Raw genomic sequence first — 15,272 nt, 5'->3', positions numbered from 1 at the left:
CTATCCATAATAAACGTCTGACTAACATAAAAAGACTTTCTCAGTGGTAATTACCTTCACTAAGAAAGTCTCATTTGGATGATTAAAGTTCTTGATTATTTTGGTATACGTTTCTCTGGTGCCGATAAAACTCATGAAACAGTTTCATTAAAGCTCGTTTTTCGATTCTTGATACATAACTTCGGGAAATCCCTAGTTCCTTCGCAATCTCTCTTTGTGTCTTTTCCTTTTTCATGTCCAGTCCAAAGCGCCCGATAATAACTTCCTTTTCCCGCTCATCTAACACATGAATATATTCATACACTTGTTTTTTCTCCATGTTAAGTTGTATTAAATCAGCTACGTCCTCTGTATCCGCCTGTAACACATCTATAAGGCTGATTTCATTCCCTTCTTTATCTTGCCCAATCGGATCGTGTAATGAAACGTCCTTTTTCACTTTTTTTAATGCACGGAGATGCATCAATATTTCATTTTCGATACAACGAGCTGCGTATGTGGCGAGCTTCGTCCCTTTTCCTGGTGAATAACTTTCAATTGCTTTAATTAAGCCGATTGTTCCGATCGAGATTAAGTCTTCATTTTCTTCACGAGTATTTTCAAATTTTTTAACGATATGTGCAACGAGCCGTAAGTTATGTTCAATAAGAAGGTTTCTTGCTTCTTCATCTCCTTCTTTCATTTTCTTGATGTATTCCTGTTCTTCTTTTTCTTTTAACGGCTGTGGAAACGCATTGTTTTTAACGAATGACACAAAGACGAACAATTCTTTTACAAATGCTGTGATAGCTGCAAGGATACTAGACATGCACAAACATCCCTCCTTTAGGCATCGTACATCATCTATATGCACGTCGAAGGTTGTATGTGTCTGTCTAAAAAAGATAATCTATCCCCCTTTCTAAGTCACCACCAAAATTACATGATCATACATCCACGCTGAAAATGATTCGTTATGTTTCACATATTCTATTTCTGTTTTCAAATACTATGTAAATAAGTATGAGAGACCTTTTGAGCAATAGAAAATTGAAAGCAGTGGTTAATATGAAATATTTTAAGCCTGATTATGAAATCCATCACTTTTCTGAAATGACGCCGGAATGGCTGATAGAAAATGAAATAAAAACGATTTTCTCTGACCTTGACAGTACGTTAGCGATTCACAATCAACCAGGAGATGATGATTTAAAAAACTGGATATTCATGTTGAAACAATCAGATGTTCAATTAGTCATTGTTTCTAATAACAGTCAAGAAAGAGTCGATCGCTTTTGTGAACCTTTTCAAATTATAGGTTTCGGCAGATGCAAAAAGCCTTCCGCTTCAATCATTCGCCAACATATGCAAAAGATTGGTGCACATAATAGGACGAGTTTGTTTTTAGGGGATCAACTATTAACCGATATTTGGTGCGGAAAACGCCTTGATATGCGGACTGCGTTAGTGAAGCCGATTGGAAAGGAGCATGAACCACTACAAATCTTTCTTAAACGAAAGTTAGAAGGATTAATAAAAAAACGTTGGTAGTTTACTTTTCAATTAAATTCATCAAAGGAGAACATCATGATATATATTTATAATTGTTATGGCGGAACTCACTCTTCCGTTCTGGCAGCTGCATATCACTTGCAATCGATACCGACTGACAGAATTCCGACAAAGGAAGAAATATTAGCTATCGATATTTTCAATAGATTAAAAACGAAGGATATGGGAAAGATTTACTTTCATGGGCATGACGAAAATGGACATGCTGTGTATACAGTTGGCAGGGGAAGTTCAAAAGCTCTCGTTCCAGCTCTTAAAAACCTCATAGAGCTTTTAGAAAAGCACGGGGAAAATCATGACCAAGTCATATTGTCCAATACATCCCCAACTGTTCCTCCTGCTATGACATTTGGCGGTCTTTTTTCGAGAAGACTTCATATTGATTGGATCGGGGTCCCGTTACTCATAAGAGGGGCTCAACAAACGTATCCGAATACAAAAAAGCTAGTTGGTAAAACGAAACGTATTGCAATATCAACGAACCAACGTGTAAAAGTTCTAGATAATAAAGAGCTTGAAGTTAATAAATGGTTTGGTTAATTATTTCAGCAAAACGATAGGCAAAACATTAAACTTAGGTGATAAACGAATGAATAAACGATTATTACGATCACTCACTTTGATACTCTTTTTCTTCATTTGTTCATGTCAATCTTACAATCAGAATGAACAAAATACAGTTCAAGATCAATCGCAACGACCAACAGATCAAAAAAAAGTCGTGATGATCATGATTGATTCATTAATGGGAGCAACGCTTGATGAAAGCATAAACAATGGAGATATTCCCGCGTTGCAATATTTAATTGAGCGCGGGCAATATTATCAAGACTTAATCGTGCCATTCCCAAGTATGTCAGTTACAGTTGAAAGTACGTTAATTACTGGAGAAATGCCTGATAAACATCACATTCCAGGATTGTCATGGTTTAATAAAGATGAAGACCGCATCGTCAATTACGGCACTTCATTAAAATTCCTCCTTGATAACGGCTTATCTCAAGGAATTTATGATGTGATGTACAACTTAAATAACGAACATTTAAATCAAGATGTCACAACGATTTATGAGCAATTAGAAGATCAAGGGTTTACGAGCGGTTCTATAAATATGTTACTTTACAGGGGACATGAACAACATAAATTAACGCTGCCTTTACTTGCAGATAAAATGGCGAAGCTTCCAAGAATGATCGAAACGAAAGGTCCTAAATCGTTAACTTTTGGACAATTTACGCGTCCTAATTCTCTTAATGGCGATCCATATACAGACGGTCTCCTTCACCGCTTCGGACTAAGAGACCGTTATTCAATGGAAGTCACGCAAAGCATGATTGAAAACGGAGAACAGCCGGATTTCTTATTAGTCTTTTTCCCTGATAATGATAAAGAAGTTCATAAACATGGTCCAAGTTATCTTGAAGGTCTTAAAGATGCTGATCAGTATTTACAAGATGTTTTGAATAGTTATGGTAGTTGGAAGAAAGCAATAGATGAAAACATCTTTATTATTTTTGGAGACCATGGTCAAGATCAACTTTTAGACAATGAGGATGAACTTGCAATTAACTTAAACGATTTGGCAGCTCCTTTCCACCATGCAGATTTAGGGGATCCTGTCAGTGATGGAGAAATCGCCTTTGGCGTTAATCAGCGAATGTCTTACGTCTATGATGTTCATGATAAAGGGATATTGCCTGCTATAACAGAGCGCGCATTAAACGATTCTCGGATCGACTTAATTGCTTGGTGTGACCAAAACTGGATTAATGTTATGAGCCCAGACCATGAAAAGATGCTTCGTTTTAAATCTGGTGGAAATTGGCAAGACGAATACCACCAGCAATGGACAGTTGAAGGAAACAGCGAAGTCCTTTCATTACAAATTGATGAAGATAAGCAAAAACTTTCATATGAAGATTATCCAGACGTTTTGCACCACATAAGTACAGCGTTAAACAGCCATGATGGTACGAAGCTTATATTAGCTGCGAAACCAGGCTATTCTTTTCTTGCAGATGGCATTGAAACTCACGAAGGCGGTGGTGAACACGGAGGTTTACACAAAAATGATTTATTAACAGCGTTGATTATTACAGGAACAGAAAAAAGTCCTGACTCATTAAGGTTTGTTGAATTAAAGGACTATATATTAGAGCTTTTATCATCGACAAATGAATAAAGCCTAAATTTTAATTAACATGTCCGAAATAAGGAATGCTTAACAGATCTAAGAAAAGCGCAAGGCGCCCGCCTATCTGCGAAATGCACTGGAGTCCCGACATAAAGAAGTCCGAACTTAGACTTCAAATGGCGGGGCGAAACGATCTCGAGCCGAAAACTGCTTTCTCTTCTAGTATCACTTTGAAGTTAGATCCTTCGAGACAACTTGTAGCCTACTCGTGTAGGAAACGCTCGTGCCTGAAGTCTAGACAACAATCGAGAGATTTTGAAATTTTATAAATTTTTATCTTTCAAAAAAAGCGATTCATCCGTTTTACGTTGGAATGAATCGCTCTTTTTATAGAAAAGACTTATACCTTTGCTTTAGCTTTTGCCTTCTCTTTGTCTTTTTTCATTTGTTTACTGCGTAATTGACCACACGCAGCGTCAATATCTGATCCTTGTTCATGGCGCACACCGCATTGAATACCATTCTTCATTAAAATATCATAAAACGTTAAAATCGAACCTTTTTTACTTTGTTTATATTGAATATATTCGTCAACCGGATTATAAGGAATTAAATTCACGTAAGTAAGACGCTTTTTATCTTTAAGGAGCTCAACTAGTTGATATGCTTCTTCAGGTCTGTCATTTACTCCATCTAATAAAATATATTCAAATGTAATCCTTCGATTTGTTTTTTCTAAATAATAATTAACAGCATCCATTAACTTTTCGATCGGCAGCGCCTTGTTAATTTTCATAATGTTTGTCCGCAATTCATTATTCGGAGCATGCAGAGATACAGCTAAGTTTACTTGAAGCTTTTCGTCTGCAAACTTATAAATTTTATCAACAATACCGCTTGTAGAGACAGTAATATGCCGTGCGCCAATCGCAAGACCTTTGTCATTGTTTACGACACGGAGGAAGTTCATTAAGTTTGTATAGTTGTCGAATGGTTCACCAATACCCATGACAACAATATGACTTACTCGTTCTCCTTCCCCTGCTTCATCTAGTGCATGCTGTACATTCATAATTTGCTGGACAATTTCACCGCTTGAGAGGTCTCGATCTTTTTTTAAAAGTCCACTAGCGCAAAAACTGCAGCCGATATTACAGCCAACTTGAGTTGTAACACAAACAGAATTACCATAGTCAAACTTCATTAAAACTGTTTCAATAAGATTGCCATCACTTAACTTGAAAAGAAACTTCATTGTTCCATCTTGGGACACTTGCTTTGAATGGATGACCAATGTCTGCATGACAAAGTTTTCTTCTAGTAATTCAATCGTATCTTTTTTAATATTGGTCATTTCCGAAAAATTCTTTACTCGTTTTTTATATAACCAATCCCAAACTTGTGACGCTCGGAATGCTTTATATCCGCGTTCAGTAAACCAGTCTGTTAACTGATCAAACGTTAATCCATAAATTGAAGGTTTTTTCATTCGTAACACTCATTTCACTACTTTAATTTATATTCATAGGAATATACAAAGATACCCTACATCATCTTCTTTTTGTACACCGTTCGTTATTATCTCAAGAATTACCCATTAATTCAAGTCCTGAAGCGTGCAAAATGTGATGATCTTCCTGTTTTTCAATAGTTTATCCTCTCTCTATTTGTCATATACGATCATTACGGACAATGGAAGGTGGATTGGATATCTTACAAAAATGTAGCCTTCGAACAACAAGCTATTGGATCGGACTGTATAGGAGCAACATAGGATCATGTCACCTAGGCTTACTGTTGAATGAAAAATTTGACATCTCCCCACTCTTTGACGATTTGTGATACAATTTTTATTAATATTGAATGATTTAAGGGGTCTTCAACAATGAAAAACATGAAATTGCTCCATCTTTTCGAATCGTTTACACTGGGCCTCATTGGTGGTTACATATTCTCTGTCTTGAATCTTCCATTACCTTGGGTATTAGGAGCCCTCACTTTTATTATGTTGTGGCAAAGTTTCACGAAGCGGAAAGTATATTGGCCTAATTCAGTGAAAAATACTGGGTTAATTGTTCTTGGAATCTACTTTGGGCTATATTTTACAAAAGAAACATTTATGACCATGGGACCTTATTTTATGCCATTTCTCATTGTCACAATGATATTAATCTTCGCGAGTATCCTCTTAGGGATTTTCGTTACAAAATGGATCAATGTCGATAAAATAACAAGTACATTTTCTTCAATTCCTGGCGGCTTAACGGAAATGGTTATTGCCAGTGAATCACTCAATGCAAAAGCTTCCCTCGTCGTCATCTTTCAAACAGTAAGGCTGTTGACTGTATTGTTTACAGTTCCTGCACTCATTGTATACACCTTTACTAGTATTGGATCACAAGCAGGTGCTTCATTTATGGATCAGTCATTTGTTTTTGAGGGATGGGGTTATCTATGGTTTATCTTCCCAGTTATGATCGGTATATTGCTTCGTGACAAAATTCCAGCTGGCATTGTCATCGTTCCGCTTATCATTACTGCATTAATGAATGTAAGTCCTGCTCAACTTGCTTCAGTTCCACCTATGTTTGTAATAGCAGCTCAAGTGTCGGTTGGGGTCGGTCTTGGGATGAAAATCTCGTTTGAAGAGTTGAAATTGGGTGGGAAATATTGTGGTATTTATGCTAGTATTACGTTTGCGTTAATTTTGCTCTCATTTGGATTAGGCTTTATTCTCGCCTACTTTACATCACTAAACCTTGCTACAGCAATGTTAAGCGTTGCACCTGGAGGATTAATTGAAATGGTACTTACTGCTTCTATTGTCGGAGGTGACCCTGCTATTGTAAGTGCACTTCAGTTGACACGATTGTTCGTCATTATTTTATTTGTCCCGCCTATTTTGAAGTGGTACTTTCATAAAACAGAACTTCAACATGCAGCATAATTCAAGAAAGAGGCTGGGACAGAACAAAAGAAAAAAAAGAATCCGGTTATCGTGACTGATAATCGGATTCTTTTTTATGATCAAATCATGTAATCGGGTACTTTCTTAAGTTCACCGCCATCAGTGCAAACCCTATTCGCTCTTCACTTTTACTTTAACTGGATCGTTTCGGAATTGAACCTAACACTGACAAGTAATTGCTGGACCTCTAGGTATGCACGTAAACGATTGATCGTACGACCTTGAGCTAGCCACATCATCCGGACACTGTCTTTTAAAAGCTCCTCTTTCCTCCGGAGAAAACAGATTATGTATAAGCTCAGAGGATAACCTTCATCATCATTCTGGGATGATTTGGCTGGACAGCTGGGAATAGCAAGGTGATCTTCCCCGATAAGTTGTAGCCTTGCCCGCTGCAGTGCAGGCGAGGGTATTTTTGAACAATCGATCAACACAACATTATAAAAGGAAAAGCAGCCTCTTTTATTATCTTTATTTATCTCGTTTAAATTTGATTATTTGTAAAATGACAACAAGTATCGCTAACACGACAATAAAAATAACGATCGGATTATCAAAGAGAGTATTCATTTTATACTTTCCTTTCTTTATTCATGAATTTAGTTTCCCACATGAAAATGATGATCATACTTCTTCATTTCTTTGCTCCTTTATTTTTAAAAACAATCTTAACAGTAAATCAATATCCACGCTATTCTGTTCATATGATTTTTTTCACTAAAAAATGTATATGAATAAAACAATGGGTAATCTTAATTGTTGGGAGGTGATTCTTATGGCTAATAATCGAAACAATCGAAACGAGCGAAACAACAATAATAACAACAATAATAACAACCGTCGCAACAATGATGATAACTTCAACACTGAATTTGCTCGTGAAAACGATGCACAAGACTTTAACAACCGTAACAATCGTAACAATCGCAACAACGACCAAAATAATGACAACAACTAATGTCAGATTTTTGACCTCTATACATAAGCGACACGAATTCCCCGTCACTTTTTGTAGAGGTGAAAAACAGTTGCAAAGTTACGCAAAATACCCTTTCAAGATCGAAAGGGTATTTTTTCGTTTGTGTAGGAATTCTTTTCTAAATGTTGAATGTGTTATAAGTAAGGGGTGAATGTGTATGAAAAAAAGATCAAATACTTTATACGATGTTTTGGATTATAAAAAAGCACAAATAATTGCTACTTCTGAATATGTAGAAAATTTGAAGGATAGTCGTTATGTTCCAATGAATACAAAGCTAATATTCCTTACAAATTTCGGCGAAGTGTTTGGAGAAGTTGTCAACTCTGATGAAGTCGTTAAGCATTTTGAGTCTAATGAAACAAACTTAACTGATAAAAACTTTGATGAAATTAACTTTTCATACTTGGAATATGCAGCCGATGAGGTGATCCAGTATCAGGAGAGTATACCTGGAAACGAAAACATAACCGTAAAACAGTTTACTGGTACGATCCACTTAAAAGATGTGACCATATACCCTTACTTAACAAAAGAGCCAGTAAAAAAAGGGCACCTATTACTTTTCACTGATCAAATTGTAGGAATTTCGTACGGAACGTTGTCAAATGAAACATAACTGCAACGATTTGGAAACAAAAACCTCGATTATTAAATGTCATTCACTCCATAATAATAAATGGTTGGGATAGCGATCTTGCTATTTCATCAATTACTCCGTGACGAAATTAGATTTTGTTTCGTCTAAATGCAAACACAACGATGAAGGGGATGTTTTCATGTTTGGTATGGGACGAAATAATAACCGTAATGGGAATGGGTTAATGATGTCATTAGTTGGTCTAGGAGTCGGTGCAGCTGCTTACGGAATCATGAGAGGACGTAATAACCGTGGTACGAACAACAATATGATGGAGCCTGTTCAAAAAGCATTTAACCAAATGAGAGATTAAATGCCTTTGCGGAGTTTTACCGAGGGGTTTCCCAAAAGCCATGCTTTTGGTACCTCCTCTTTTTTTCTTCGTTTAAGACACTCGCTTTTACCTCAATTAAACAAACCCTTTACTTTGCATTTAAATGTTGTCAAATATAAAATAGCCCTTCTTCCAGATTTGGAAAAAGAGCCATATTCAAATTATCAGCAGTCACTTTCATTTCCAGTCATCATCAAACCCTTACCCTCGGGTGTTTCTCGTACATCTAATGTAAGGTCTTGAGTGTGTGAAAAAATCATTTTATCAAAAGCGACTTTGATGCCGTTTATGTCTTCAACAATATCATCTTCTGCCGGCTCATCCAGAGCCAAGCCTAATTGTGGGCCTCCTCAGCCCATTCCAGAGAAAAAGACTTTTATATTATTAGCACCATGTTCTGTCATTAATTCTTGAATAAATTCTTTTGCATGACTTGTAATTTCCATTGTTTCACCTCAATCATTATCGTATTCCATTCTTACTTTTTCTATCCTACCAATGTTATGAGGTGAAGACAACTTCTGTGCTTCATATTAATTTGAGCTTAATCCATCGACAAACGTTTTTGTATTATGACGGATCATTTCAATGTAAGACTCTGCACCAGACCCTTCTTCGCCAATTGCATCCGTATAAACTTCACCAGCAATAGGAACGCCTGCATCACTTGACACATTTTCCATAAAGCTCGGTGGAACGGTTGACTCCAAAAATACAGAAGGGATGCCTTCGTCTTCTAAAATATCGATAATACGATTAATTTGTTGTGGTGTCCCTTCTTCGTGTGAATTGATTTCCCATATCCCTTCGGTACGAAAACCGTAAGATTCACCATAATATTTAAATGCATTTTCACTTACGATAATAACACGGTGCTCTTCTGGAATATTGCTTACTTCTTCCTCAATCCAAGCATCTAGTTCATTAAGTTCTTCAATATATGCTTCTCCACCAGCCCGATATACTTCTTCACCATCAGGGTCTCGCTCAACTAAGTCTTCAACTAAGTTTTCAACGTACATTTTTGTGTTTTTAGGACTCAACCACGCATGTGGATCTGGCTCATCTTCACCTACTAAGTTGATAGGCTCTACTCCATTTGATAATTCAACAATGTCTGTTTCAGATACGTTAGACACGATTTTTTCTAACCATTCTTCAAGGCTTAAACCATTAACATAAAAAACATCCGCATCACTTACTGTACTAAAATTGCTTGGCACAGGCTCATATTCATGTGGTTCCTCACCGATAGGAACAATATAATCAACTGTTGCACGGTCACCAGCAACTTCTTCAATAATATCAGCTAAAACAGAAAAGCTCGTTACAATACTTAACTCTTCTCCAGCCTCGCTTTCAGTGTCGTTACTAGTCTCTTCTCCGTCAGCATCTGTTTCTTCTGACGAACAACCTGTCATAATAACTATTGAACAAATTAAAAATAAAAAACCTGCCCTTAATTTTTGTAATTGCATTGCTCTCCTCCACCTTCATATTTTTTTACCTACGCAATGTATTGATTCTCCCTACAATTTGTGCATGTTTCAAAATATGTTAGTCACCTAACACTATTTTTGTCCTAGCTATAAAAGTTGCATAAGAGAAACTTTTTAAATACTAATTGAATTATACATAACGATATTTATCCTTGTAAAGAGTTTTCTTCATAAAATTTCTTACAATTATAAACAAGTGCCAGGCACCTGGTAATTAGTTTCCAGGTGCCTGGCACTTAATCGCGCGTTTATTGTTTATTCTTTTATATGATACACTCTTGTTTCATATGGTCGTAACGTAAATTCAACGGCTTCAACGTCTTCAACATCGTAATTGCCGATAAAGAGCTTTCTCCTTTTCCCGACATATTCTTCTGGTAGTTGCACTGTTGGTTTATTTCCATAGAAGTTACAGTAAACGAGTAACGTTTCATCATCTAACTGGCGCTTATAAGCAAATACTTCTTCATGATCATCAAGAAACAAATCAAAGCTTCCATAAACGACAATTTCATTGCGATGACGTAGCTCAATGAGCTTTTGATAATAGTAAAACACCGAACCGGGATCTTCTAATGCCTTTTTTGCATTAATCTCTATATAATTAGGGTTTACTTTCAGCCAAGGCTGACCTGTCGTAAATCCAGCATGGGCACTATCATCCCATTGAACTGGGGTCCTTGCATTGTCTCTTCCTTTCACATAAATACTTTCCATAATTTGCTCATGAGGTATGCCTTCTTCACGTTTTTCTTTGTACATGTTTAACGTTTCAATATCTTGATAATCGTGTATATTCTCAAAGCGGACATTCGTCATTCCAATCTCTTCACCTTGATATACGTATGGAGTTCCTTTCATCATATGAAGTAATGTTGCAAGCATTTTTGCCGATTCAACCCGATACTCTTGATCATTTCCGAAGCGAGAAACCATTCTTGGCTGATCATGATTGTTCATGTATAAACTGTTCCAACCTTCGTTTTCTAATGCTTTTTGCCATTTTACTAAATTGTCACGTAAATTACTTAAACGTAAAGGCTGCAAATCCCATTTTCCGTTAGGTCCAGAATCGAGATCTACATGCTCAAACTGAAAAACCATATTCAGTTCTTCCCGCTCATCCTTCGTATATTTAATTGCTTCCTCAGGACCTACACCAGGCATTTCTCCAACCGTCATGACATCATAATCTTTCAATGCTTTTTCATGCATCTCGTGTAAAAACTCATGAACTCTCGGTCCATTCATATAATACTCGCTTCCTGATACATATTTTTTCCCTTGAGGATTAGGAGCATCTGGCAAATCTGGCTGTTTTGAAATAAAATTCACGACATCCATACGAAATCCGTCAATCCCTTTATCGAGCCACCAACGCATCATGTTATACACTTCTTGGCGAACCGTTGGATTTTCCCAATTTAGGTCAGGTTGCTTTTTTGAAAACAAGTGTAAGAAATATTCTCCTGTTTGCTCATCATACTGCCAAGCAGAACCACTAAATGCCGATTCCCAATTGTTAGGCTCTGATCCATCTTCTTTTCCAGGTCTCCAAATATAATAATCCCGAAACTGATTATCTTTTGATTTTCTTGACTCTACAAACCAAGCATGTTCATCCGATGAATGATTAACGACAAGATCCATCATTAATTTCATGCCCCTTTTATGCATTTCCTCCAGAAGCTCTTCCCAATCCTTCATCGTACCAAATTCATCCATAATGTCTTGATAATCACTAATATCATAACCATTATCATCATTCGGTGACTTGTACACAGGGGATAACCAAATGACGTCAATCCCGAGCTTTTTTAAGTAGTCAAGCTTTTCAATAATGCCTTGTAAATCACCGATCCCATCCCCGTTACTGTCGTTAAAGCTTCTCGGGTAAATTTGATACACAACACTTTCTTTCCACCATTTCTTTGTCATATTCAGATACACTCCTGTTGTTAAATTTTTATAAAAAAGTTATGTTAACTTTCATTGTTGAATCACTTAAAACATGCTTAAAGACATGATCTTCCAGTAAGATTATTTAATTGCTCCTTTAGTAACACCGCTAATAATCCATTTTTGTGCAAGGATATAGACGATAATCATTGGTAATAAGGCCATTAAATAAGAGGCAAACGCTAAGTTATAGTTCGTTGAGAACTGGGATTGGAAAACAAATTGTACGAGCGGTAAGGTCATGTCGCTGCGGTCACTTAATATTACGAGTGGTAATAAAAAGTCATTCCATGCCCACAGAGCAGTTAAAATACCGACTGTCGCATTCATTGGAGCGAGCAGTGGAAAAATGATTCTCCAAAACACACCCCATCTCGTACAACCATCGACAATCGCGGCTTCTTCTAATTCTTTCGGTATCGATTTAATGTAACCAACGTATAAGAAGACATTAAATGCTAATCCATATACAATATATAGAATGACAAGCCCGGTTGGATTCATTAAACTTAGTGTGCTCATTTGCTTCACTAACGGTAGCATAATAATTGGAAATGGTACAAACATTGCACTTACGAAATAATAGAATAAAATCTTAAACGATTTTTTATGGAGATTTCTAGCTATCGCATAGGCAACGAGTGAGTTTGTTAATACGGTAAATAGAACGGTTAATACCGTTATATAGAAGCTGTTTCCGAATGCATTAAAAAAATTAGTCATTTCAATCGCACGAATAAAGTTTTCTAAGGTGAATTGTGAAGGCAGTGCTAGAATAGATTCTGCTGTCTCTTGCGGTGTCTTGAATGCATTTACTACTGTTAAGTACAAAGGAAATAATATAACAATAGAACCTAATAACAAAAGAAAGGTTACAGGCCAATTTATGCGTTTTCTCATCATTACATCTCAACCTCTCGTTTCTGAAGATAACGAATTTGTATAATGGAGATCGTTACAATCACAATAAAATAAATGACTGCATTTGCAGATTGATAGGCAAATTCTCCTCCTTGAAATCCTCCTCGATAAATTAGCAGCGAGATTGACTCTGTTGCTCGCCCAGGACCTCCTCCAGTAAGTGCCATAATATGGTCAAACACCATCAGAAAGTTCTTCATAGCTAACACCATGTTAATCGTAAAGAAGGGAGCAATTAATGGGAAAGTAATTTTCCAAAACTCTTGCCATTTATTCGCTCCATCAAGATTCGATGCTTCATAAAGATCATCAGAAATCGTTGCTAACCCTGCTAAATATAAAATGGTATTAAATGCAGCTGCTTGCCATACTGCAACAATGACGATACCAACCCAAGCAAGATCAGGATTTCCTAAAATATTTGTTGCTAATGCCGTTATTCCTAATCCCTCTGCAATGGAAGGTAAGAAAACCGCAAAAATATAATTAAAGATAAAACCTACAATTAAAATACTTAAAATATTAGGCATAAAATAGACTGCCCTTAATGTTTTCATAAATTTAATTTTTGCATTCAGCCCTAATGCAATAATTAAACTTATGATGTTTACTAAAACTGTGGAGACGATCGCAAACTGAAATGTAAAAAGATAGGCATTTAATGCCCTGCCGTCTTGAAAAACATTCATATAATTTCTAAACCCTACAAACTCCCAGCTTCCATATCCCCTCCAATTTGTAAAACTATAAAAGATTCCTTGCAGCATTGGAAACGTATGAAAAGCAAAAAATAAAATAAATGCTGGTAAAACCATAAGCACGTACGGATTGATTTTTTTCTTCATGATCTATCTCTCCTTTAAACTAAAGGCACATCGTAACAGTAGAGGAGGACGATTCCTTTCGCTAAAGGAAGCACCTCCTCTATAATTTATCTTGATGTTACTTTTTCCCACTCATTATCTAGAACATTTAAAAACTCATCAATATCCTCTTCAATTAAAAACTCTTGAACCAAATTCTCTATTTGCATGCCAGTTGGATAATAGTGATCTGGGAAACTTGTAATCGTCCCTTCTTCAAAGTGAACACTCAAATCTACAACCGATCCATCCTCCTGAATAACTCCTTCGACTGCTGAGAACTGTTTTTCTTCATCTATATAGAAACGAGCATTTTCTTCCTCTAGTAGAAACTCAATAAAGAGAAGTGCATCATCTTTATGAGGTGTATCTTCTGAGACTGTTAAAACCGTATCTACTCCTGAAATTAACCGATTATCAGCTTGCTCATTCGTTACCGGCAAGGCAAAAGCACCGATGTTCATATCTGGATTTGCCTCAGTAATTTCACCGATTGCCCAGTTTCCTTGAATATACATTGCAGAATCGCCATTTGAGAACGCGGCGTTTCCTTGATCATAGTTCGTACCGAAAATATCATTATTTGCCATGTCTTTAATTTCTAACATTTTTTCCGCTACTTCACGGTGTCTCTCTTCAAACGTCGTCTCTCCTGCTAATCTTTCCTCAGCAAACTTGTCTCCTTCTAAGTTTCCCGCTAACGCATTAAATGCAACCATTGCGGTCCAAGCATCACCATACGTATGGTAAAAAGGTGTGTATCCCTCAGTTTCGATCATTTCTACCACACTTACAAACTCATCCCACGTTACCGGAATATCTATCCCGATTTCTGCAAAGATATCTTTGTTGTACAGCACCGTATTTGCATTCGTTGCATACGGAATACCATTCGGAACATCTTTTCCTGACAGCTGGTTTAACATATCTACATAGGCACTTTGAACATTCTCTATCATTTGCTCTTCTGAGAAATCATGTAGAGTGCCAGATTCAGCTAATTCTCCGTAAGTTGCGTTTCCGTTAATCCCCATAATATCTGGCATATCACCTTGTGTTAACCTGGACATTATGACCGTTTCCGCTTCGGGTACAAAATTTTGTTCAATGTTAATCTCCGGGTGCTCCTCATTAAATTTCTCAATTAATGCATCAAATGTTTCTACTGCCTCTGGTTTATTTTGGAAAAATTCTATCGTATTATCATCACCGCCGCATCCTGCTAATAAACTCACTGCAATGAATAATGTAAATACCCCAGTCACTAATTTTTTCATAATAAAAAATCCCCCCAATGATTATTTTTTACTATTAAAATGAATCTTTTCCCCATACTTTTTCCTTTATCACCACCTTAATAATGAGGTAAACGTTTAACCAAATAAATATAAAAGATATAATAATATAGTGACCTATATTATATA

The 15,272-nt window shown here is 36.5% G+C and carries 15 protein-coding genes; 7 read left to right on the top strand and 8 right to left on the bottom strand.

The genetic code is table 11. The features are described from left to right. Positions 1-82: 82 nt before the first annotated feature. A complete protein-coding gene (gene sigK, locus CD001_RS13975) occupies positions 83-808 on the bottom strand; it encodes an RNA polymerase sporulation sigma factor SigK (RefSeq protein ID WP_096188300.1) in 726 nt (241 codons plus the stop codon). Between the two features lie 239 nt (positions 809-1,047). Between sigK and CD001_RS13970 the strand changes: the two genes are divergently transcribed. Genes CD001_RS13970 through CD001_RS13960 form a run of 3 tightly spaced genes read left to right on the top strand, consistent with a single transcriptional unit; the run spans position 1,048 to position 3,733 of the window. Then, positions 1,048-1,530 (top strand): YqeG family HAD IIIA-type phosphatase, encoded by a 483-nt coding sequence (locus tag CD001_RS13970; protein WP_096188299.1) that lies wholly within the window; start codon positions 1,048-1,050, stop codon positions 1,528-1,530. 36 nt (positions 1,531-1,566) lie between these two features. After that, positions 1,567-2,091, top strand: a complete 525-nt coding sequence (locus CD001_RS13965) for a DUF3189 family protein (protein ID WP_096188298.1) — start codon at positions 1,567-1,569, stop codon at positions 2,089-2,091. A 49-nt stretch (positions 2,092-2,140) separates the two neighbouring features. Then, positions 2,141-3,733 (top strand): alkaline phosphatase family protein, encoded by a 1,593-nt coding sequence (locus CD001_RS13960; protein WP_096188297.1) that lies wholly within the window; start codon positions 2,141-2,143, stop codon positions 3,731-3,733. Between the two features lie 352 nt (positions 3,734-4,085). Here CD001_RS13960 and rlmN read toward each other — a convergent pair whose 3' ends face one another. After that, the gene (gene rlmN / locus CD001_RS13955; RefSeq protein ID WP_096188296.1) at positions 4,086-5,174 is read right to left on the bottom strand and encodes a 23S rRNA (adenine(2503)-C(2))-methyltransferase RlmN; all 1,089 of its coding nucleotides are present in this window, start codon (positions 5,172-5,174) and stop codon (positions 4,086-4,088) included. A 396-nt stretch (positions 5,175-5,570) separates the two neighbouring features. Between rlmN and CD001_RS13950 the strand changes: the two genes are divergently transcribed. From CD001_RS13950 to CD001_RS26450, 4 genes are all read left to right on the top strand, one after another. Next, positions 5,571-6,632, top strand: a complete 1,062-nt coding sequence (locus tag CD001_RS13950) for an AbrB family transcriptional regulator (protein WP_096188295.1) — start codon at positions 5,571-5,573, stop codon at positions 6,630-6,632. 796 nt (positions 6,633-7,428) lie between these two features. After that, a complete protein-coding gene (locus CD001_RS13945; protein ID WP_096188294.1) occupies positions 7,429-7,611 on the top strand; it encodes a hypothetical protein in 183 nt (60 codons plus the stop codon). A gap of 178 nt (positions 7,612-7,789) precedes the next feature. Then, complete coding sequence (locus CD001_RS13940) at positions 7,790-8,251, top strand: hypothetical protein (RefSeq protein ID WP_096188293.1); 462 nt, start codon at positions 7,790-7,792, stop codon at positions 8,249-8,251. A 160-nt stretch (positions 8,252-8,411) separates the two neighbouring features. Beyond that, the gene (locus CD001_RS26450) at positions 8,412-8,585 is read left to right on the top strand and encodes a hypothetical protein (protein ID WP_179298749.1); all 174 of its coding nucleotides are present in this window, start codon (positions 8,412-8,414) and stop codon (positions 8,583-8,585) included. Positions 8,586-8,770: 185 nt separating this feature from the next. Here the strand turns inward: CD001_RS26450 and CD001_RS27455 are convergent, their stop codons facing one another. From CD001_RS27455 to CD001_RS13915, 6 genes are all read right to left on the bottom strand, one after another. Further along, positions 8,771-9,052, bottom strand: coding sequence for a HesB-like (seleno)protein (locus CD001_RS27455; RefSeq protein ID WP_455423360.1), 282 nt, complete (start codon positions 9,050-9,052; stop codon positions 8,771-8,773). Between the two features lie 87 nt (positions 9,053-9,139). Then, positions 9,140-10,084, bottom strand: coding sequence for a metal ABC transporter substrate-binding protein (locus CD001_RS13935; protein WP_096188292.1), 945 nt, complete (start codon positions 10,082-10,084; stop codon positions 9,140-9,142). Positions 10,085-10,360: 276 nt separating this feature from the next. Then, positions 10,361-12,043 (bottom strand): glycoside hydrolase family 13 protein, encoded by a 1,683-nt coding sequence (locus tag CD001_RS13930; protein ID WP_096188291.1) that lies wholly within the window; start codon positions 12,041-12,043, stop codon positions 10,361-10,363. 102 nt (positions 12,044-12,145) lie between these two features. Further along, on the bottom strand, positions 12,146-12,964 hold the full coding sequence (locus CD001_RS13925; RefSeq protein WP_096190612.1) for a carbohydrate ABC transporter permease: 819 nt from the start codon (positions 12,962-12,964) through the stop codon (positions 12,146-12,148). 2 nt (positions 12,965-12,966) lie between these two features. After that, the gene (locus CD001_RS13920; RefSeq protein ID WP_096188290.1) at positions 12,967-13,830 is read right to left on the bottom strand and encodes a carbohydrate ABC transporter permease; all 864 of its coding nucleotides are present in this window, start codon (positions 13,828-13,830) and stop codon (positions 12,967-12,969) included. Between the two features lie 86 nt (positions 13,831-13,916). Next, the gene (locus CD001_RS13915) at positions 13,917-15,125 is read right to left on the bottom strand and encodes an ABC transporter substrate-binding protein (protein WP_096188289.1); all 1,209 of its coding nucleotides are present in this window, start codon (positions 15,123-15,125) and stop codon (positions 13,917-13,919) included. Positions 15,126-15,272: the final 147 nt, after the last annotated feature.

Source organism: Evansella halocellulosilytica (assembly GCF_002335745.1).
Taxonomy (GTDB): domain Bacteria; phylum Bacillota; class Bacilli; order Bacillales; family Salisediminibacteriaceae; genus Bacillus_CA; species Bacillus_CA halocellulosilytica.
This window is presented reverse-complemented; position numbering and strand designations above follow the sequence as displayed.